Source organism: Paenibacillus sp. GYB006 (genome assembly GCF_036577645.1).
Taxonomy (GTDB): domain Bacteria; phylum Bacillota; class Bacilli; order Paenibacillales; family Paenibacillaceae; genus Paenibacillus.
In genome coordinates, this window is record NZ_JARBDA010000022.1 from 1 (window position 1) to 20201 (window position 20201).

The window sequence follows — 20201 nt, forward strand, 5'->3', positions numbered from 1 at the left end:
GGTTTGCCTCCGGCTTCCTTCAGATTCCGCCTCGCGGCGGACACCCTTGCCTTTAGCTAACAGTTCCTACTGCCAAGCCTGTAGTGGACTTGCACCACCTAGTTATCGCCCATGCCGGGCGCACATGTAAAAAAAATCCTCTTCCTGTTTAATGGGAAGGGGATTTTTTATAGAAGAAGTCCGGCACCGTCTCTAATAGATGTCGGATTCTTTTTATATGAACCGCACTGCAAAACGCACTGCGATGCCGAATATAACCTAATAGATCCACACCGAGGAGCATGGGATTGGCCGTTAAGTGATCCACCTGCACCTCCTTCTCTTTCTTCTCTTCCATTCCCTCTATTTACTTCGCCGATGACCGCGGACGATACTTGGTGGGGAGAGATATCTGCATGCTTCTTAAATGCTACGGATGTTGGAATGCCTAGCGTAGCAAAGACATGTAAAAAAACAGGTCATTCTTTCAAGGTCGGACTAATCCTCTTGTTGGTTTAGCTCCCAGACGAATGGGCCAGACTGTACTGATTTTGAATAAAAAATAAAGCCCCAACGTCATTTTCGACATTGAGGCTACTTTTTAAATGTGAACATAGCGATCGAGAAGTTTGCTGCTGATCCAAACAAGTAGCAAAGAAATCACAAGCTGAGGACCCATTACACCTAAAGAAAAAACGGTGACCTTTGATAGAACTGTAGCCGATTTGAATACTTCATAGTCATATTGAAGTAGGGGCAACAACCATTTATCCGATGGAGAAGTAAACATCCCCCAACGTGCAATCGTTTCATATAATGTACGGTCTCGAAGCCATATTTGTATCAAGCTGGGAAGCAGTAAGAAACTGATAATCCATACCGGTTTGTACCGCGTCACACTTGCTCCGATAAAGAAGGCACATAGAATTTGAGATCCTGCATAGATTCCCATGATTCCAATTCCACAGAATATACCCCAGTAATTATGTAGAAACCATAAGCTTCCTTCTGCTATGATCCGGTCAGTACCGTCAAGGAAAAATGTATATAATAAGGCAAGCACTGTGCTCGATGCAAGTAGTGATAATAACATCATAGCAATCCCCGCAACAAATTTAGAAGAGATTAGAACACTCCCCTTATGCGGAAGCCCATACCAATGCGTAATGGCCCCTTCCCTCCATTCACTGAATAAGGAGTAAACAATCCAAATAGGCAGGTATACGATGTGAAATACAATAATGAACATAAGGCCTTGGAGTACCATGGAAGAATGATAAAAGAGAATAAAATACAATCCTCCAAGCAAAATGACAGCTATATTTAAATAGATCCATAGTTTAGAGGCCCTAAATTCCTTGAAAAACAATGCTTTCCATGATGTCATATACAGTACTCCCTCATCACATTTAGCACGCTTTGTTTTCGTTCTTCTCTGATCTCCTCGACCGAGGAAAACAACATTAATTTCCCCTCTTTTAGAAAAATAGCATAGTCTAAATAGGGCTCAATTTCAGATACTTCGTGAGAGGAGATTACAATCGTCCGCTCTTTTTCCCCTCCAAAAAGCACAAATAACTTCAGTATTTCTTCGCGAACAAGCTGGTCTAGACCTGAAAGGGGTTCATCCATTAAAACAAGGGGTACATTTCGTGACAATGCGATCGCTATATTAAGACGCATCTTATTCCCTTTTGAAAGTTGTGAGACTTTTTTACTCGAATTAAATTCAAAAAAATGAATAATTTCTTCTGCTTCCGATCTTACAAAATCCGGGTACACTTTTTCAGCATAGTCGATTATTTCTTTAACCGTATAATAACCATAAAAAGAATGGCCGTCTGCAACATAGGCGATTTGGCTGCTCAATTGCCGAGTAACTTGATTCCCATCTAACTCGATGGTTCCTGAAGTGGGCTTCATCAAGCCTGACATCAAATGAAGAAGTGTCGTTTTACCGCTTCCGTTCAAACCGATTAATCCTACAAAACCACTCTCCGGTAGGGAAAGGGAGAGCTCATCAATCACTTTAGCGCTTCCAAATTGTTTCGTTAGCCGCTTCATCTCTAGAACCGGAGCCACTTAGGATGTTCCTCCTTCCTTCATTACACACTGTAATTGGTCCACAATTTCCTCATCCGTAAACCCCATCTGTGTCATGGAGCTGTAGAATAATTGAACTTGTTCAAAGGCCATTTGATCTCTAAGCTTCTTAATTGTCTGAAAGTCCTCTGTAACATAGGAGCCTTGTCCTCTTCTTTTCTCAACAATGCCTTCTCGTTCCATATCAGTATAGGTTCGCTGAACGGTATTCGGATTCACACCTACTTCAACCGCATAATCCCTTACAGAAGACAGCTTATCGCCAGGACGGAGATTTCCTTTACAGATTTTATAGTAAATATCGTTTTTAATTTGTAAGTAAATCGGATGTTCATTGGAGAATTCCATTCGTATTCCTCGCTTCTAGTCTCCACTTTCTCCTATATTATTCTAAATTTGTAAATCAGGCAATGTGTACATTATGTAGAACATCTCTATTAAATTCAATTACATTTCGAGTATTCATGTAAAATAATTCAATTTCACTCTTGATTTACCATAAACACATAGTGTACTATTTCAGTAGTACAATTTTATGGATATTTTTTACAGTTTAAAATTTATTCAGAAGGAGTTGAAAGGATGACGATACAGCAAATTTCCAAATGGATTTTTATCCTATGCTTCATTACCTTGTTATTCAATGGCTTTCTTTACTTTGGAATTCATAAACAAGAACTCTTGTATAGCATCTTTCCTGCAATTTTTATCGGCATAGTTTCAGGAGCTTTTTGGCTTGTAACCAAAAAGAAAAATAAGAGCTAGATAAGCTTTGTAACAAACAAGGAGATTTAGGGGGGGACTATGTCAATACAACCCGTTTTGAAAATAACCAATGTTAGTAAAGTCATAAATGACAAGCCCATATTAAACAATTTAAATTTTGAAATTTATGCGGGTGAAATTTTTGGTTTACTAGGGCCTAATGGATCTGGAAAAACCTCTACGCTCCGCGTCATTGTCGGCCTATCCTTAATAGATGAAGGCGATGTTCTTATCCATGGCGTCAGCACCAGAGAGCATTACACCGAAGCGATTTCCCACGTGGGAGCATTAATTGAAATGCCTGATTTATACAATTATCTAACGGGATATCAAAATCTTCTTCATTACTCACGTATGCATAAAGGAATATCGAAAGAAAGAATTAGAGAAGTAGGCCATATTGTAGGCCTGGACAAAAGATTACATGAGAAGGTTAAATTCTATTCGCTCGGAATGAAGCAGCGGCTAGGATTAGCACAAGCACTTCTCCATTCCCCGTCTCTTCTCATCTTAGATGAACCCACCAATGGTCTTGATCCAACTGGAATAAGAGAGTTAAGAAATTACTTAAGAATGCTTTCCTTAGAGTACAACACTGCCATCCTTGTGTCCTCACATTTACTTTCTGAAATTGAACAACTATGCGGCAAAGTCGCGATCATGCAACATGGGGAAATATTAAAAATACTAACTACTGAAGAACTTACTAAGCCAGATGGTCAATCTATTGTTTATTTACAAGTTGACCCCAAAGAGCATGCACTGCTTTATTTGCAGCGATACTATTCTCAATATGAGATTGCGGTCACAGACCGAGGAATAAAGATTCAATTACAAAAAGAAAAAATCCCCCTTCTTATTAAGGAGTTACTAGAGAACCACTGTAAAGTATTTGGTATTCATTATGAAAGTCCTACACTAGAGGATCGTTTTCTTGAAATCACTACTGGAAATCAAATATGAATACGGTCATAAATCTAATAAAAAATGAGAACATGAAGATGCATCATCAGCGATCTTCTACTCTTATTTTAGTAACAAGTTATCTATTAACTACTACCGTTTTATTCTTTCAACTTCTCAATGATATGCTTCCATTTCGAGCGGCAGCTGACTTTATTATTTATGCAGATCATTTATTCACACAGATATTTATCCTTGGGATCGTCATTCAAGCCGTTCATCTCATCAGCAGCGAATACGCAGATGGGACGATAAAATTATTGATCATACGTCCCGTTTCACGCAATTACATTCTTTTTTCCAAATATGTAGCTATGCTTCTTTTTTCTTTAAAGGGATTTTCAATCTACCTACTCCTTATTCTGCCCTTAACTACTCTATTGTTGGTTCCCGAACAGTGGAATGATGGTTTTATGAGAATCTCATTCGTAAGGGAAATCATTCTGTTCAAGATCATTTTGTCCCCATTTTTTATCACCCTTGCTTTCACATGGGGAATCATAGCACGAGATACAGGAACTTCATTATTCCTTTCCGTTACGGTCACCGCGCTCACGATGAACATGATGCCCATTATTCCAGGACTAAGCACCCCGATCTCCATCGTAATTTGGAGTGTAATTTACGTAGTGTTAATGATTATCAGTTGGGAGAGATTCAAGCATCAGGAAGTATAAAAATAGGAGAAAAAAATATGATAAGAAGGATTTGGATTGCAGTCTTTACCGGTTTATTCCTTTGTATTGGTGCGCTGCTCACGTTTAACTCCCTGTATGCTACAGAGCTACACCATACCAAAACGTTAGACGCTGCTGACATTAAGAAAATAAATATTCGTACAGAACTCTTAGACGTTACGTTATACGAAAGTAAGGATGAACATATCCATGCTTCAATAAGTGGTTATGCTTCCAAATTAAGCAGCTACGATATTCACATTGTTCAGGATGAACATACTTTGAACATTAGATCACTGGAAACCAACGCCGTAGCGACCTCTGTCAGTTTTTCAAAAACGATAACCCTACAGGTATACCTTCCTTCATCTATGCTGGATGATTTATCGATTTATACAACCTTTGGAAGTTTATACGCAGATGAAAATATGGATTCAAAACAGTTGACATTCAAGAGCACCCTAGGTGGAGTCTACCTTGAAAAGGTTCAAGCCAAGAAATTAGTAATTGATACTAGTTTAGGTAATATTCAAATTAACCATTTATCTGGAGAAGCCCAGGTCCATACAGACAGCGGAAATATTTCTATCCTAAACTGGGAGCCGATCGGAGAAAATCAAACTATTCATACGAATAAAGGAAATATTCATATCTCCCTCGCAAAACCGCTTCTTCAGTCCAAGCTCCATCTATACACTAACGGTCACTTAAGTACAACTCTTGATGTTCAGCACATTCCGTATCCAGATCGCTTCTCATCCAATGGCATACATCGGATTTACGGAACAGTAGGAACTTTCCCGTCACCTTCAAGAAGTATTCAAATCGGTAGTGATACCGGACAAATTATTATCGAGTAAACAATAGGAGAGTATAAGATGAGACTGTTATTTCTGGTTCGCAATGAAAATATGAAGTTGTATAACAAAACCTCCACATGGGTTCTTCTATGTACTTCATTTTTCTCAACGTTCGTTGTTTTGCTCGTCTACTTACTGCAAAACCAGCAAAACCAAAGCTTATGGAATAGCATCTCAAATCTTTTTCAAACAGAGAACCAGATCCTATATCTGGTTCTGATTGTGGCAACCTCATATATTGTCAATCAAGAATTCTCCACCGGTACAGCAAAATTGTTATTTATTCGGCCATTTTCCCGGCTTCAGATCATACTGTCCAAATTGATTTCAACCCTGCAATTTTCCTTTCTCCTTGTCATCTTTAGTTTCATATCCTGTATCCTAATAGGTTTTTTAATAGCTCCATATGAACCTCTTACCACTCATCATGGGATACAATTAGGGTTCGTTTTTCAGCTCAAACTTATCTCCTTCCTGCTCTATTCTACTTTATTTTTTGCTCTATCTCTTTTTATTCGTAACATTTATATGTATTTGCTAGTGGGTCTTATGCTCATGGGTACTTTTCAAATGTTGCCGAGCATGATTATTTTTCCGGATACAGGGTTTGTCTTCTCGCTGATTTGCTGGATCGTTTTCACTTTTTCTATATTTATAGCTTCCTTGCTTTACTTCAGAAAGACTGAAATCTAATAATTTATAGCAAAAGGCATCTCCCCGTTTCTCAGACGAGGTGATGCCCTGCATGATCAATTTATTTCATTATTCTTATTTTACGAAAAAACTTTCATACACACATTCTTCCACTGGATTGCTTCTTGTTCCCGATGCGCCTCTGCAAACTCCTCTGCAATCGCTTCAAATTCCCCTTCTATAATAAGAAGAGAATTGGGACTTCGTGTCGATACCATCCGCTCATAAGCAGCCACTGCCTGATCTACCCCTTGATGGACCATTACTTCCGCAAGAGGTCTTGCGATGGCATAAGGAAGATCTTCCGGTTCTTCCCCAAGCACAATATCCATCAGCGTTCTGTTCAGCACCTGTAACCCTATATGATCAGCATTACACATTAGAATTACCGCAGATCCCGTATCCGGCAACAAAAGAAAGTTCGAACGAAAACCTGTATCTCTTCCGCTGTGAGATAGTACTCTTGCTCCCTTATAGTCACCCATAAACCAAGCACAGCCCACATCACTCATCTGCCCGCCCCAACCTGTCTCTGCATGTGGTGACCACATTTCCTGATAACTTTTTCGGTGTAGGATCGGTGTGAACTTTGTGAAAGGAGACCTCTTCCCTGCTGCACCAGAAGCTGCCAAATGTACAAGAGCCGCCTCGCACATCTCCTCTGCACTCGAAAGAAGAGTCGAACTTGGCCCATGAGCCCGGTGATAAGGGAAGATCTGGCTCACACATGTCCTGTAGCTTCCTTTTGCATCAAAAACATGGGGACTCGCGATCTGCTCTGGATTTACATTCCGTTTATAAAAATCACTATGGTTCATCCCCATCGGATTCAAGAGATATTCTTTCATATAGGACTCAAAAGATAACCCCGAAATTCGGCTGATGAGATGACCCAAGATTTCATATCCGATATTGCTGTAACCGAACTGCTCTCCAGGAGCCGCATCCAGGCTCTTGTCACGAATCCCGCGTACATACTGCTCAAGCGCATGTTCTTCATATACAGGAGAATGCCATTCATAATCCTCTTCATCCGGCATGCCGGAAGTGTGGCTTAGCAGCTGGCGAACCGTAATCTCACTCGCCCTGTCATCCTTCATCAAAAAATAAGGAATAAGATCTGCGATCTTACTGTCGAGAGAGATGGCTCCCTGCTCTACAAGCTGCATGACTGCACTTGCTACAAAGGTCTTCGAGACGGAAGCCGTATGAAACAAGGTATCTCCCTGTACAGGTTCATTTGTCTCTATACTTTTTACACCATAGCCGTCTGCTGCGATGATTTCATGTTGATGGACAATGCCGACAGCAAGCCCAGGCACACCTGTATTTTTCATAAATTGCTGGATGATCTGATCTACTCTTTGTTTCTTCATCATTAATATTTCTGCGTTCATACTTCCTCCGATTTCTGGCCATAACTATGGCAATGTATCTGTATTTTTTCCGTTTTTCTGTACTCGGTGGACTCGCTCTGTAAACTTGCCGCGTTGGTTATAAAGGATCAATGGGTACACCCCTCTTCGTTTTTTTAGTAAATCTTACTTTAGTAATAATACTCAGTTTTACATTTTATGGCATTGTATTAAATAGATATAATAAAACTCTACGAATCACCTCTACCGATACGTATTCCCCTATATAAGGTTGTGAAGTAAGAAGTAACTAGGATAAAATAGGATGATATTCATTTATATGGGACCTTTATGCTTTATAAATCGTTATTAACAGCACCACCTGTAGAGAAACTCACATAAGTAAATGGAGGACGAATGCATGAGTGAACAACGCGTCATTACTGCCGAAGATCTGTACCGCCTAGTCTGGACCAGTGATCCATCCGTATCCCCAAATGGTGATCGTATTGCCTATGTATCTAAAAAGGTCAATCCGGACCGAGATGGCTATCACTCTCATATCCGCATACTTGAACGAAACAGCCACGTAGATATGCCTTTTACCAGTGGAGAACAAGATAGCAATCCTCTTTGGTCCCCCGATGGCAGCAAGCTGGCCTTTTTACGTAATAAAGAAGGGCAACGTCAAATTTGGACAATCGCTGTAAATGGAGGAGAAGCGCAGGTTGTTACCTCGGCGAAACATGGGGTCAGCGGATATCAATGGTCACCGGACAGTTCGCAGCTGCTGTATCGCAGCCAAGCTCCTTCTGCGAAAGAAGAGTCTTCTATAGAAAACGATATAAGTAATACATCAAAGACCTCCCCTCCTAAACCGTTGGAAGAAGAAATTATAGATCGCTTGCGGTACAAAGCGGACGGTGGAATGGCCGTAGATCTCACTTGTTTGTACATACTCTTGGAAATACGGAAGTAACTCAGCTAACAATGGGTGATTACGATATTGGCGATTTTTGCTGGTCACCAGATGGAAGTCAGATTGCATTCACTTCGAGTATAGCGGAGGAACATAGTCTAGAGGACCTCGATCTCAGTCTGATGAATGACGTCTATGTCATGACAAATAGCGGAGAAAATCACCGTAAATACACATCGTCGAGTACAACCATTTATTCGGTTTGTTTCTCTCCCGATGGACACTCTTTAGCCGTGTTTGGAAGTGATCATTCCCACCTTAATGCCACTCATGCCGGACTGTACATCCGATCTTTTGATGAAGATGCAGCTTGGAAACCGCTAACCAAGTCATATGATATCCAGCTAACGAACTCCATGGTGTCAGATATGCGTTCCGGTATTCGTTCCAATGGTCCTGTATTTAGCGAAGATGGTGCCTACATTTACGCTCTTGTTACTCGTGAAGGCGGCGTTAATCTAGCAAAGACTTCCGTATACGGCGAAGGATACGAATGGGTATCGTACGGTAAGCGAGATATCTATCAATTCGAATTGTTGAGAGGCGGCCATTTCATCCTCGCAGCAGCAGACCTGACTCATCCTGGTGATTTATATGAATTGAGCCCTGAGACAGGTCAAGAGAACCGGCTTACACAGCATAATGAACAATTACTAAACGAGCTGATCATTGCTACTCCCGAAGAGTTCCAAATGGAAGCTTCTGATGGCGCTTTTCTTCAAGGATGGATTATGAAACCAACAGGTACGAAAAAAGGAGACAAAATCCCGACAGTGCTTGAAATTCATGGTGGTCCGCATGCCATGTATGGATACACCTTTATACATGAATTTCAGTTGCTCGTGGCAAGAGGATACGCGGTAATCTACACCAATCCGCGCGGCGGGTATGGATATAGCCAAGAATTCGTAAGCAGTGTACGAGGCGATTATGGCGGAAGAGACTATCAAGATTTAATGGAATTTACCGATTATGCGGTTGCACATTATGATTATATTGACGAAAAAAGACTACTCGTTACGGGAGGAAGCTACGGCGGTTTTATGACAAACTGGATAGTCGGTCATACGAATCGCTTTAAGGCAGCGGTAACGCAGCGTTCCATCTCCAACTGGATTTCATTCTATGGGGTAAGCGACATCGGTTTCTTCTTCACGGAAGATCAGATTGGCGGGAATGTGTGGGAGAATACGGAACTACTATGGAAACACTCCCCGCTAGCTTATGTTCACAAAATAGAGACACCGCTCCTTATTTTACACGGTGAGGAGGATCTTCGCTGCCCGATCGAACAAGCAGAGCAGCTGTTTAATGCCTTGAAACGTTTGGGTAAGAAAACACAGTTTATTCGTTTCCCTAAAGCAAACCATGACTTATCGCGCGGCGGTCATCCTGGACTTCGGGTAAAACGTCTGAATCATATTGTCCGCTGGTTTGATGAGCATAAAGATCTGTAGGACCGTATCATAAATCAATTACTTAAACATGAGGAATCATCCGGAATCATCCCCTCTTTTAACCAAATAAACGAAAAGAGACAGCCAGAACAAATCTTGTTCTGGCTGTTTCCTTTTTTAGAAACACATCACATACTACCATTCTCCTAGATCAACTGCTTGCCTGCTCCGGCAATGATTTGTTTGACCTTCATTTCCAGGCTGATGATGCTCTCTTTCTGGGCAACAATCTCCCCCGCAATCGTTGCCAGCTTTGTTAGCGACGCGAGCACTTCTGCGCCTTCTTTCTTCTTTACAATGACATTAAAGTTTTTCATTTCTGCGGTGAATCGTTTTTTCGCCGCACTCATATTGCTTTTCGTAGATTTGATCTGCACTTTTACGGGGTCTTGTTGAGCGAGTGAGTTTTTCACCTTTTTGACCGCTTCATCACGGGTTTTCTTTGCCGCGCTAAGCTTGGCCTGCTTTCTTCGAATATCTTCTTTTGCCAAGGTAACCGCTACTTTTGTCGTATCCACTTGTGCTTTTACGGCAGCAGTCAGTTCCTTGTTTTTTATTTTCCGAGCGAGAGCCAGCTCTTTGGTGAGTGAAGAGTATAAGGTGAACAGCGGTTCATATCGTTTCTTGGTACTCGTCACATCTTGATTAAGTGTCGCGATTTTGTCTGCCTGATGCTGCTTTAACTGAGTACGCAGTCTAGCTTCCGCTTCTTTGTTCTCATAATAGATAGCTGAGGTCTGCTGTGAAAGCGTAGTATCTTTTTGCTGAAGACTAACAAGATTGGCTTCTTGCTTCGCTAAAGCCTGGGCGATCGAAGTCGCTGACGAAGTTTTTGTCTGTGCGAGCATCTTCTTACCGGTAATGGACAGTTCAAAACCAGCTGCTTCTACAGACGGCATCACCGTCATCGTCATGAGTAAACTGGCAGTGAACAAGGAGATGACTCCTTTTTTACACATAGATAGTAACCTGCTTTTTCTGTCCCTAGTCTTGTTCCTATTCCGCTCCAAGAGACTACTCACTTGTTCCTTCTGCCTGCTGCATCACTTGATTACCTCTTTTCCGGATCAACATAAACGCAAAAAAACCCGCAAGAAGAGGCTGATTCGCCTTCTCTTACGGGTTCTTCCCATATATGCCGTTCCTGTATAAATTTTCTTATCCTTTTATATATACTGTATTCTCTCTCTAACCGTCAAGCTAATCTAGCTCTGTTTAACCTTTTTTAACTATTTTTCTATTTTCGATTTCAACGATAATTTCAATGTTTCTTTTTACTGTAAACCCTCAGGAAAATCCTCCAGCGACCAGATGACGCTCTCTCTGTTATTAAGAGTCACTTTTACGAGGTAAGGAGTATCCTCCTTACTCTTGTCTACATACACATCAAAATACTTCTGATTCAGAATGATATTCTCTTTATCCATATCCTCCGTTACCCGGGTTTCACCTGCAAGTTTAGCCATATAAGCGTAATAATCCAGTGCAGGATTGTTAGCGTTCCGATCTAGCACAAAGCCAGTATTATTAATATTACGTGTAATGGTCATAGAAGTAATATCCGCTGGAGTCATGCGCACTTGATCAGCATACCCTTTTTCCTCTAACCAAGCTTCGAGCTCCGCAAACGATTTTTTCCAGCTTCCGTAATAGTTATTATTTCTACTTTCATAATTAATAAAGTGGATACTTGCCCATGCTTCCTGTTTTCTTGCATCTATCTGATCCTTATAACTCATATTCATTGTTTCTTCAATAAACAGATTTTTCAATTCTTCGATTTCTTTTGGTTCATTAATCTTAATCTGCTTATTTAAATATGGATTATATAATTCAATACTAGATGTCTCATCTTCATTTAATCCCTTTAAATTATATCCCAGCTCTTTATAATAGGTACTTTCCATAAGCGGTTTTAGATAATCACCGAACTCCGATGTTTTAACAATATATTTACGCAAAATTCTATGCCCATTATTCAGTTCATATCCGATGGTAAAGTCCATAGTATCTCTGCTATACTCTTCATTCTCAGACAACTTGCCCTCTTTATACTTTTCTACTATTGCCTCATGCAGCTTAATCACTGCTGCAGTGTACTCTTTATCTTCTGTGAAATAAGAACTTATATTATTGTCAATCCGCTGTCCTGAAGAATCATATTTATTAATAAATGATAAATAAGAGTCACTGTACAGAACACTTTTTACATCCGCTTGTTCAGGAACACGCGACTCATATCCTCCGATACCCGATACAGGAATATACAGAATAGCCGCCAAAGTAATCATGTAGATTACACCATGTACAAGCACCTTTCGTGTAAACACCAGCCAGGTCCGATGAAGGACCATCTGCACAACTAGATATCCGAATATTCCTCCAAGGATATAGCCGATCATCAGTATTACCCTGCTGTTGTCTCTCATTCCAGACATATAGAATCCGCCAACCAGAGAACAGAACAACATAACTAGAATGACGAATAATGGGGTGAGAAAACGGTATACGATCGTCTGACTTGCCGCTGCCCCATCTCTTTTGCGATAAAGAAAATATCCGAGTCCCAAGAAAAGGAGAGCAAACACGAGATACATCGTAAGTTCAAACCAGCCAAAAGATTCTCTTGAAGCTCCCGCAATTCGGAGCATAGGGGTTACTTTTTCTATTGTGAACAAGTTACTGTACCCATTTTCAAAATAATAGTCATGAAATCCGAACAAAAACTGACGTATATGCATTATACCCAGCACCATGAGCCACGCGGGTGTAAATAACAGCCCATAGGTAAGGACCATCTGAATCAACGTTTGTCCAAAACATATCGCCATCAAGATGGTAAAAGCACATACAAATAGCCCCAGAATCGTGTATATAATTCCAAACTCCCATACCATCGTAAGATCATACACGTAATAATCAGCATAGGGCCGAATCAGTGCAGATAAAACAGCTGTGATCCATACCGGAACCGTAATGAGCACAAGTGCACTGCATAGGTGTGATGTTAACAGCTGGCTCCTTGTGATCGGCAGTCCATGGTAGAGATCCGACGGCGCCTTCGCGTGAAGATAACGAAAGATAAATGTTCCAGCGAGTACGGGGAAAATGAGCAATAAGACAAGTGATATTCTGTTTGTTACTTCGTATAATGAGTTCAATTGTTGAACCGGCTGACCTTCACGAACAGCAAACAACATAAGGAATGGAATGAAAAATAGCAGGGCAAGCAGATACAAGATTCCGATCCATCCATACTGTTTCAGGTCTTGACGAATGATGGCTTTATTGAAGTACGACCTTATGGATGTCATAGCCCACGTCCTCCATTTCATAAATAAAGATTTCTTCCAGTGTTAACGGCAGTACATCGAGTAAGTAAGGCCCATATGCTTCAAACACCTTCCTTACTTCTTTTTCATTACCTTTTACAATAAAAGTTTCTACACTGCCTCGTTTCTCGCCGTGGAGAATGCGTACATTGTTAGCAAGTGACTCTTCATGAGATTGATCTCGAAAAGCAACCTGGATTTTATGTGTATCTGCTTTCAGGTCATCAAGGTCCTTCTCTACAATCAGCTGGCCGTGATGCATAATGCCGACATGATCACATAAATCTTCTATCTCCCGTAAGTTGTGAGAAGAGATGATGACGGTAAGTTCACGTTCAGCCGCTTCCTGGAACAGCAGGTTTTTCACCTGTCTGCGCATCACGGGATCCAGACCATCGATGGGCTCATCCAGCAGTAAAATGTCCGGCATACAGCTGAGTGCCAGCCAAAAAGCAGCTTGCCGCTGCATCCCCTTGGACATCCGGTGCAGCTTACGTTTCCTATCTAGTTTAAACACTGAATCTAGCTGCTGATAACGTTCATCACTCCAGCTGGGATAGATTCTTTTATAAAAAACAGCCATCTGATCTAAAGAGGTCTGCGGAAAAAAGTAAGGGATATCCGACATGAAAATGATCCGCTGTTTCAGTGCATTATTCTCATATACAGGTGCACCTTCTACATTCACACTCCCCTGATCCGCTTGATAGATACCTGCTATTGTCTTCAGTAATGTCGTTTTACCTGCCCCATTCGAACCTAACAATCCAAAAATACTCCCTTTTCGGATGGTCAGCGACAATTGGTTGACTGCCGCTTCGGTCTCAAACAGTTTGGTAACTCCAGATACCTCAATCATGGTTTTCCTCCTGTTCTTTGATATGAATCTCGTTCTTTACGTTGTTATAGAGAAGTGTAATATCTGAGTCTTTGATGCCTAGATACACTGCTTCTGCAAAGAGCTTCCGTAGCTCCGTCTTTACTTCTTCTCTCCGCTTATCATCCGGTCTATGTTCAGGTTTAGCAACGAAACTTCCTTTTCCTTGCAAAGAATATATGTAACCTTCTCTTTCCAGTTCCCGGTAGGCTTTCTGGATCGTATTGGGGTTTACTGTAAGTTGCCCAGATAAATGCCTGACGGAAGGTAATTGTTCATCTGGCTGCAATACACCCATCATGATCATCTCCTTCATTCTCTCGATTAGCTGTTCATATATCGGCTTGCGACTGCGCACATCTAACTCAAACATGTGATGCCTCCTTTCTTAACAGATTGTTCTTCGTCCTAATCTCTGTTGACTGAACTAACTGTACTACAACTCATAATACAGTATGTTTTGGTCTTGTCAATCTAAACCTTCCGATAGAAAGTGAAAGTGCTATAATAATAAGATCAAAAATTTACTCTCGTTATATCTCGTATGTACAAGATATATCACCTTACTAGAGGAGATGAGCTATATAATGACCTCACGCATTCTCATCGTGACTGCAGTAGAAGCGGAGCAAAAAGCAATTGAAAATGGCTTGCCTGCGGGTTTGTCAGCAGATGTTCAGGTGATTGCAGCAGGAGCCGGACCCGCAGCGGCTGCAGCTGTAACCTCTGCCGAACTTGCAAAGCATCCGTATCGCCTCGTCATTAATGCTGGGATCGGCGGCGGCTTTCCAGCAGAAGCCGAGGTAGGCTCGGTTGTCCTTGCGACAGAAGTGATCGCAGCTGACCTAGGCTCTGAAACTGCAGAAGGATTCCGCAGTGTAGATGAACTGGGTTTTGGTAAATCAAGTGTGCCTGTAGATCGTACCGTCGTTCAAAGATGGGCCGAGGCACTTCAAGGCGAAGAAACCCATGTTTATACAGGGCCCATTCTTACTGTGTCTACCACAACAGGTACAAAATCTACAGCCGATGAACTGCAAAGACGCGTACCCGGTGCTGTCGCAGAATCAATGGAAGGATTTGGCGTGGGGACCGCGGCAGCACATTTTGGAATCCCTTTTGTCGAGATTAGAGCTATATCTAACGTAGTAGGACCGCGCGACCGTGAAGCATGGCGAATTCCTGATGCACTAAGAGCACTTACACTGGCCAGTTCAAAGCTATTGGAGGTTTTATAAATGAAAATTGTATATTCCCCGTGTCCAAACGACACGTTTGTCTTCCATGCACTCGTACATGGGCTCGTTCCAAATACACCTGATTTTGAAGTAAGATATGCAGATATTGATTTAACGAATGGTCTAGTAACAACGCCAAATGAGTATGACATTTTAAAAATCTCATATGCTGCACTTCCTTGGCTGTCAGATGAATATCGCTTAATTCCTTGCGGAGGAGCTCTCGGCAGAGGAAACGGTCCACTAGTGCTTACAGCAAATTCAGATACAGACCCAAGTTCGCTGCAAGGAAAAAGAGTGGCTGTCCCAAGTGAACGCTCCACTGCCTACTTGTTGTTCCGATTATGGGCAGCTCAAAATGTTCCCGGCGGCATTGGTGAAGTTGTAGTGATGCCATTTGATCAGATTATGCCAGCCGTTCGTGATGGACAGGTAGACGCTGGTCTCGTCATCCACGAGGCACGTTTTACTTACCCTTCTTACCATCTTCAATTGATGGCTGATATGGGAACCTGGTGGGAAGCAGATACGGGACTTCCGATTCCGCTCGGTGCTATTGTTGCCCGCCGTTCCCTTGATCCTGCGCTCATCACATCTTGGATTCAAAGCTCCATTGATTATGGATGGAAGCATCCTGAAGCATCTCGCAGCTATATCCTAGAACATGCGCAAGAAATGGACGAGCACGTAGCCCAGCAGCACATTGACTTATATGTAAACGAGTTTACTAGAGAGCTTGGCGATGAAGGTTATCATGCGATCGAAGCTCTGCTCGGCCGCGCTGCTAAAGAAGGACTTGTTCCTGAGATTGATTTTTCTGCCTTACGCAGTTAACGAAAATACAAAAAGACGGTAGGCGAACTAGTTTAGGCTAGTTTGCCTGCCGTCTGAAGTTTTACATCTAGATTCACCTACCATCTGAAGCTTTACATATAAATTACCTACTCCGTCTGAAGCTCTGTATCTAGATTACCTACCGTCTGAAGCTCCACTTAAAGTGGAGTTTTTGTCTTCTTCTAAGCAAAAAGACTTTTCGAATCTTGATCAGATAGAAAATGTCCCATCGGCAGGTTCATATAAAGGGAGTATTAACGTAAATGTTGAACCTGATCCCAGCACACTATGTACGGTAATGGATCCCTCGTGATCTTGCGCAATTTTTTGACATAATGAAAGTCCAAGACCTGTGCCCTCATCTTTTGTTGTATAAAAAGGATTAAAAATCTGCTGTAGCATTTCTGGTGGTATACCACTGCCCGTATCTTGAATCCGTATGATTGCATTTTGTTCTAATCTGCTGACTTCAAGGTTAACCTGCCCCGGAGTATCCATAGCTTCCAGCGCATTTTTCACAAGGTTCAATAGCACTTGCACGATCTTGTCTCTGTCCATATAGATGTAAAGTGAATCATCCTGGATATTTAGCAGCAGTTCATGTCCACGTGAAATAGCATCCGATTCTGATAAGGAGACGACACGCTCCACACATACTTTTAAAGATTCCGCCCTCATGTTACTTGCATGCGGTTTCGAGAATTGTAAAAATTCTGCTGTGAGTTCGGTAACCCTCGTGATCTCACTCATGATGACATCATACCAAGGCTGAATGTTATAGGATTGTACTTTAGAAAGTTGAACAAATCCCCGTATTGCCGTTAGCGGGTTGCGAACTTCATGAGCCATTCCGGCAGCAAGTTCACCTACTACCTTCATTTTCTCTGAACGAAATAAATCTTCTTCGCGCTGGAGCCATTGTTCTCTGCGAATACGAAAGAGCTTGTCCTCTGCCCTTTGAATTAATTGATTGAGATCATCCGTCTCTTCAGGATAATGTGTAATACTGAAAGACACCTGATAACCGAGTTCATCGGGTTCCAACAGCTGTGCAATATGCGAGGGAGTGTAACTTTCTGAGGGGATGAGAATCGCATACCGATCGCCGGCATATCTCGAAATTCCGAATGCGTTAGGGAATATAGACTTGAGCGCTTGTCCAACGGTAGATAAAGCTTCATTACCGCTTTCGAGCCCATCATGATTAAAAGATTTAAAGTTCTGAAGATCAAGCAGCGTCAGATAAAAAGAGTGTTTCTCTTTAACAAGTTCCTGTATCTGATTCATATAACCAAAATAATTAAGCAGTCCTGTCAAAGGATCATGTGCGGCAAGATAGCTGTTTTCCTCAAGAAGCTTTTGTTTCTCTGCTTCCCCGCGCAGAACATGATGAAACACAATGACAACAACGACAGCAGAGATGAGATCAAATATAGTTACAAAAAGGGTGTAAGTACCAATGGGGACATAGGTCAGGCGAACGATCGTGTACTCTATAATAAGCAAAATAGAGATAGGTAACGTTTTGCGATATCTTTTTTTCTCGTCAAAGACGCTCAACATCAATATATAATACAGTATAACGCACCAATTCAGCTGTGTAGAATAATGAAATAACCCTAACATCAGCCATTGGAATTTTTTAAGTATTGGAAATTTGGCATCTAATAAAACACTGCTCAAAAACAAAGCCGCAAACAAAAACATAAACGGTTCATTATGAGATGTATCCAACATACAAGAAGAGATAATGATAAAGAAACAGCCTAAAGGAAAAAAGATTAATTTAATTCGATGTATTAACAACAAGCCGCACTCCCTCATGCATGTACTTTGGACTCGCATTTCCATTTATTGGACAAACATAATCTGTATTATATACTACTATTCCGAATTTTACTGCAGAATAATGGCAAATAAATGTAAAATACACTGTTATTTTGCATCCCAAGTAACCTGCTCGAAGAACGGCTTCAAGTATTCTCTACATCACATTCTTTTTTCCTCTCTTCTCTTTAAGTTCAAACGTATTAAATCCCTCCTTTAATTTCTGATGAATCTCTCTAATCTTACGTACATCTTCAAAAGAATATCTACGGCTTCCTCCCTTCGTTCGGGCCGGAAATACAAGCTGCCTTTCTTCGTAATATCTAATTTGTCTCTCCGATAGTCCGGTTAACTCCTTCACCATACCAATGCTCATAATTTGATTATCCAATAGAACCACTCCTCATGTCATATTTTATATCATTAACAAGAAGAAATATTCGGCATGTGATTTTTGTTTTTTTGATTATGGAAATAATTGTATGTAATTTTTCTTTGGAATTCAATATTTATTATAAAATAAAAAAACCATGTTAGATTACCTTCCAGAAAATATCGCAAATGCTTCTTTTTTTGCTAACATCAGCTATATGACAAACACGTAAAAGGAGCTGATCCCTAATGAGTAAATCAGAACGCCCGCAGGATATGTCAAGAAGACAGTTTCTGACCACAGTCGGAAAAGTTGGCGGATCTCTTGCTGTATTTAGCCTCATGGGGACCATGGGCTTACTTTCCCCCGAAACCATGAAAGCTCAAAGCTATACCCCGCCTGGCCAGAATGATCTTTCGCTGACTGGCCGCAAAGGTAAAAAGATCATTATTCTCGGAGCCGGAATCGCAGGCCTTACGGCAGCTTATGAATTAGAAAAAGCGGGATATGATTGTACCGTTCTGGAAGCAAAGCCTTTTGCGGGGGGACGAAACTTCACGGTTCGCCGCGGCACCTCCTTGGCTGAGATCGGTTCAAAAACTCAATTTGCTCAGTTTGACCCAGGCTCCTACCTGAATGCGGGTCCGATGCGAATTCCTCAGTTCCACTCCACGCTTGAATACTGCCGAGAATTTAACATCCCGATCGAACCCTTTAATAACGTGAATGAAAGTGGCTACTACTACAACGAAAATGTGGGCAGCTTGTCGGGTCAAAGGATTCCAAAACGTGCGGCAAAAGCGGATGTCAGGGGCTATGTTTCCGAGATGCTGGCAAAAGCCGTTAACCAGTCTGCACTCGATCTGCCTCTGACTTCGGAAGAGAAACAGAAACTCGTCGATTATCTAAAACGCGAAGGTGATCTAAGCGCAGATTTATTTTACCGGGGATCTTCTCGCGGCGGTTATAAAGCGGAGCCCGGCGGCCATCTGGATGCAGGCGTTATCCGTGACCCTTTTGACCTGAAAGCCATTATCAACTCAGGTTTCGGTAACTATTTTGGTAATGAATATGGATATGATCAGCAGATGATGATGTTTCACCCCGTTGGAGGCATGGACAGGATCGTTCAGGGGTTCGAGAAACGACTCGGCAATCGGGTTAAACTCTCAGCAGAAGTCACCGAAATCCGGCAATCCGCTGATGGAGTCCGCATTCGTTATAAGCAAAAACATAAAGAACTAGAATTCACTGGCGACTACTGCATATGCACGATCCCTCTCTCCGTTCTACGCAAAATCCCAACAGACTTCTCTGCAAAAATGGCAAATGCCATTGCTGCAACCAAATATGCTTCTGCCGGCAAGATTGGTTTGCAATTTAAGCGCAGATTCTGGGAGGAAGACGAGCATCTCTATGGCGGCAGCAGCTTAACGAACATGGACATTACCCAAATCTACTACCCTCCTACAGACTATATGAGTAAAAAAGGAGTCCTCCTTGGCTACTATGTAACCGGAACGAACGCGGATAAGCTTGGCAGTATGAGCTATCTTGAACGTGAGAAACATGCCTTAGCTCAAGGAGCCAAGATTCATCCGCAGTATATAAAGGAATTCGAATCTTCCTACTCTATTGACTGGAAACGTGTCCCCTTCCAAGAAGGAGCCTGGGCAACGTATAGCGCAGAAGAACGATCGGGAATCTATAAGACGCTGTGCGAACCCGATAACCGAATCTATCTGGCAGGTGATCACATTAGTCATATTGTCGCGTGGCAGGCAGGTGCAATTGATTCTGCGCGGTCGGTTGTAGGACATATTCATCAGCGGGTCATGCAGGCGTAGATCGACGGCCACTTAGGAATTTTAAATAAGAGGAGGAAATAC

The 20201-nt window shown here is 41.8% G+C and carries 20 protein-coding genes; 9 read left to right on the plus strand and 11 right to left on the minus strand.

Annotated features, from left to right (window positions below):
* Window positions 1-148 precede the first annotated feature (148 nt).
* The 4 genes from PV403_RS22900 to PV403_RS22915 all read right to left on the minus strand — a co-directional run bounded on the left by PV403_RS22900 (window position 149) and on the right by PV403_RS22915 (window position 2430).
* Window positions 149-307, minus strand: a complete 159-nt coding sequence (locus tag PV403_RS22900; RefSeq protein WP_332086085.1) for a hypothetical protein — start codon at window positions 305-307, stop codon at window positions 149-151.
* Between the two features lie 273 nt (window positions 308-580).
* Window positions 581-1366, minus strand: a complete 786-nt coding sequence (locus tag PV403_RS22905; RefSeq protein WP_332086086.1) for a hypothetical protein — start codon at window positions 1364-1366, stop codon at window positions 581-583.
* On the minus strand, window positions 1363-2061 hold the full coding sequence (locus PV403_RS22910; protein WP_332086087.1) for an ABC transporter ATP-binding protein: 699 nt from the start codon (window positions 2059-2061) through the stop codon (window positions 1363-1365). Before PV403_RS22910 ends, PV403_RS22905 begins: the two co-directional genes overlap by 4 nt.
* Window positions 2062-2430 (minus strand): GntR family transcriptional regulator, encoded by a 369-nt coding sequence (locus tag PV403_RS22915; protein ID WP_332086088.1) that lies wholly within the window; start codon window positions 2428-2430, stop codon window positions 2062-2064.
* A 456-nt stretch (window positions 2431-2886) separates the two neighbouring features.
* On the opposite strand from PV403_RS22915, the gene PV403_RS22920 reads away from it, so the two are divergent.
* Genes PV403_RS22920 through PV403_RS25365 form a run of 4 tightly spaced genes read left to right on the plus strand, consistent with a single transcriptional unit; the run spans window position 2887 to window position 6040 of the window.
* Complete coding sequence (locus tag PV403_RS22920; RefSeq protein WP_332086089.1) at window positions 2887-3810, plus strand: ABC transporter ATP-binding protein; 924 nt, start codon at window positions 2887-2889, stop codon at window positions 3808-3810.
* A complete protein-coding gene (locus tag PV403_RS22925; protein WP_442951789.1) occupies window positions 3807-4487 on the plus strand; it encodes an ABC transporter permease in 681 nt (226 codons plus the stop codon). The genes PV403_RS22920 and PV403_RS22925 overlap by 4 nt, the downstream gene beginning before the upstream one ends.
* Before the next feature lie 17 nt (window positions 4488-4504).
* Complete coding sequence (locus tag PV403_RS22930) at window positions 4505-5347, plus strand: DUF4097 family beta strand repeat-containing protein (RefSeq protein WP_332086091.1); 843 nt, start codon at window positions 4505-4507, stop codon at window positions 5345-5347.
* A gap of 18 nt (window positions 5348-5365) precedes the next feature.
* Window positions 5366-6040, plus strand: a complete 675-nt coding sequence (locus PV403_RS25365) for an ABC transporter permease (RefSeq protein WP_442951790.1) — start codon at window positions 5366-5368, stop codon at window positions 6038-6040.
* A gap of 80 nt (window positions 6041-6120) precedes the next feature.
* Here the strand turns inward: PV403_RS25365 and PV403_RS22935 are convergent, their stop codons facing one another.
* Window positions 6121-7437 carry a serine hydrolase domain-containing protein gene (locus PV403_RS22935; RefSeq protein WP_332086092.1) on the minus strand — a complete coding sequence of 439 codons (1317 nt, stop codon included), beginning with the start codon at window positions 7435-7437 and terminating at the stop codon, window positions 6121-6123.
* Window positions 7438-7816: 379 nt separating this feature from the next.
* Here PV403_RS22935 and PV403_RS22940 point away from each other — a divergent pair, with 379 nt between their 5' ends.
* Window positions 7817-8374, plus strand: a complete 558-nt coding sequence (locus PV403_RS22940; protein ID WP_332086093.1) for a hypothetical protein — start codon at window positions 7817-7819, stop codon at window positions 8372-8374.
* Window positions 8341-9831: a S9 family peptidase gene (locus PV403_RS22945; protein WP_332086094.1), complete on the plus strand. Its 1491-nt coding sequence runs from the start codon at window positions 8341-8343 to the stop codon at window positions 9829-9831. The genes PV403_RS22940 and PV403_RS22945 overlap by 34 nt, the downstream gene beginning before the upstream one ends.
* Window positions 9832-9977: 146 nt before the next feature.
* Here PV403_RS22945 and PV403_RS22950 read toward each other — a convergent pair whose 3' ends face one another.
* From PV403_RS22950 to PV403_RS22965, 4 genes are all read right to left on the minus strand, one after another.
* The gene (locus PV403_RS22950; protein ID WP_332086095.1) at window positions 9978-10790 is read right to left on the minus strand and encodes a hypothetical protein; all 813 of its coding nucleotides are present in this window, start codon (window positions 10788-10790) and stop codon (window positions 9978-9980) included.
* A 315-nt stretch (window positions 10791-11105) separates the two neighbouring features.
* Window positions 11106-13145 carry an ABC transporter permease gene (locus tag PV403_RS22955; RefSeq protein ID WP_332086096.1) on the minus strand — a complete coding sequence of 680 codons (2040 nt, stop codon included), beginning with the start codon at window positions 13143-13145 and terminating at the stop codon, window positions 11106-11108.
* Complete coding sequence (locus tag PV403_RS22960) at window positions 13117-14022, minus strand: ABC transporter ATP-binding protein (RefSeq protein ID WP_332086097.1); 906 nt, start codon at window positions 14020-14022, stop codon at window positions 13117-13119. Before PV403_RS22960 ends, PV403_RS22955 begins: the two co-directional genes overlap by 29 nt.
* Window positions 14015-14413, minus strand: coding sequence for a GntR family transcriptional regulator (locus tag PV403_RS22965; protein ID WP_213532769.1), 399 nt, complete (start codon window positions 14411-14413; stop codon window positions 14015-14017). The genes PV403_RS22960 and PV403_RS22965 overlap by 8 nt, the downstream gene beginning before the upstream one ends.
* 214 nt (window positions 14414-14627) lie before the next feature.
* Here PV403_RS22965 and PV403_RS22970 point away from each other — a divergent pair, with 214 nt between their 5' ends.
* Complete coding sequence (locus tag PV403_RS22970; protein ID WP_285746454.1) at window positions 14628-15278, plus strand: futalosine hydrolase; 651 nt, start codon at window positions 14628-14630, stop codon at window positions 15276-15278.
* Entirely contained in the window at window positions 15279-16112 is an 834-nt protein-coding gene (locus tag PV403_RS22975; RefSeq protein ID WP_332086098.1) for a 1,4-dihydroxy-6-naphthoate synthase, read from the plus strand.
* A gap of 210 nt (window positions 16113-16322) precedes the next feature.
* Here the strand turns inward: PV403_RS22975 and PV403_RS22980 are convergent, their stop codons facing one another.
* Together PV403_RS22980 and PV403_RS22985 are read right to left on the minus strand one after the other, a co-directional pair.
* Window positions 16323-17918, minus strand: coding sequence for an ATP-binding protein (locus PV403_RS22980; RefSeq protein ID WP_332086099.1), 1596 nt, complete (start codon window positions 17916-17918; stop codon window positions 16323-16325).
* 178 nt (window positions 17919-18096) lie between these two features.
* Entirely contained in the window at window positions 18097-18315 is a 219-nt protein-coding gene (locus PV403_RS22985; RefSeq protein ID WP_191803866.1) for a MerR family transcriptional regulator, read from the minus strand.
* Window positions 18316-18560: 245 nt separating this feature from the next.
* Here PV403_RS22985 and PV403_RS22990 point away from each other — a divergent pair, with 245 nt between their 5' ends.
* On the plus strand, window positions 18561-20159 hold the full coding sequence (locus PV403_RS22990; protein WP_332086100.1) for a flavin monoamine oxidase family protein: 1599 nt from the start codon (window positions 18561-18563) through the stop codon (window positions 20157-20159).
* Window positions 20160-20201: the final 42 nt, after the last annotated feature.

What these genes read in the sequence shown, in the direction of transcription:
- PV403_RS22905 (WP_332086086.1), bottom strand. Translation starts at nt 1,366, where the DNA reads ATGACATCATGGAAAGCATTGTTTTTCAAGGAATTTAGGGCCTCTAAA.
- PV403_RS22915 (WP_332086088.1), bottom strand. Translation starts at nt 2,430, where the DNA reads ATGGAATTCTCCAATGAACATCCGATTTACTTACAAATTAAAAACGAT.
- PV403_RS22920 (WP_332086089.1), top strand. Translation starts at nt 2,887, where the DNA reads ATGTCAATACAACCCGTTTTGAAAATAACCAATGTTAGTAAAGTCATA.
- PV403_RS22925 (WP_442951789.1), top strand. Translation starts at nt 3,807, where the DNA reads ATGAATACGGTCATAAATCTAATAAAAAATGAGAACATGAAGATGCAT.
- PV403_RS22930 (WP_332086091.1), top strand. Translation starts at nt 4,505, where the DNA reads ATGATAAGAAGGATTTGGATTGCAGTCTTTACCGGTTTATTCCTTTGT.
- PV403_RS25365 (WP_442951790.1), top strand. Translation starts at nt 5,366, where the DNA reads ATGAGACTGTTATTTCTGGTTCGCAATGAAAATATGAAGTTGTATAAC.
- PV403_RS22935 (WP_332086092.1), bottom strand. Translation starts at nt 7,437, where the DNA reads ATGAACGCAGAAATATTAATGATGAAGAAACAAAGAGTAGATCAGATC.
- PV403_RS22940 (WP_332086093.1), top strand. Translation starts at nt 7,817, where the DNA reads ATGAGTGAACAACGCGTCATTACTGCCGAAGATCTGTACCGCCTAGTC.
- PV403_RS22950 (WP_332086095.1), bottom strand. Translation starts at nt 10,790, where the DNA reads ATGTGTAAAAAAGGAGTCATCTCCTTGTTCACTGCCAGTTTACTCATG.
- PV403_RS22955 (WP_332086096.1), bottom strand. Translation starts at nt 13,145, where the DNA reads ATGACATCCATAAGGTCGTACTTCAATAAAGCCATCATTCGTCAAGAC.
- PV403_RS22960 (WP_332086097.1), bottom strand. Translation starts at nt 14,022, where the DNA reads ATGATTGAGGTATCTGGAGTTACCAAACTGTTTGAGACCGAAGCGGCA.
- PV403_RS22965 (WP_213532769.1), bottom strand. Translation starts at nt 14,413, where the DNA reads ATGTTTGAGTTAGATGTGCGCAGTCGCAAGCCGATATATGAACAGCTA.
- PV403_RS22970 (WP_285746454.1), top strand. Translation starts at nt 14,628, where the DNA reads ATGACCTCACGCATTCTCATCGTGACTGCAGTAGAAGCGGAGCAAAAA.
- PV403_RS22975 (WP_332086098.1), top strand. Translation starts at nt 15,279, where the DNA reads ATGAAAATTGTATATTCCCCGTGTCCAAACGACACGTTTGTCTTCCAT.
- PV403_RS22985 (WP_191803866.1), bottom strand. Translation starts at nt 18,315, where the DNA reads ATGAGCATTGGTATGGTGAAGGAGTTAACCGGACTATCGGAGAGACAA.
- PV403_RS22990 (WP_332086100.1), top strand. Translation starts at nt 18,561, where the DNA reads ATGAGTAAATCAGAACGCCCGCAGGATATGTCAAGAAGACAGTTTCTG.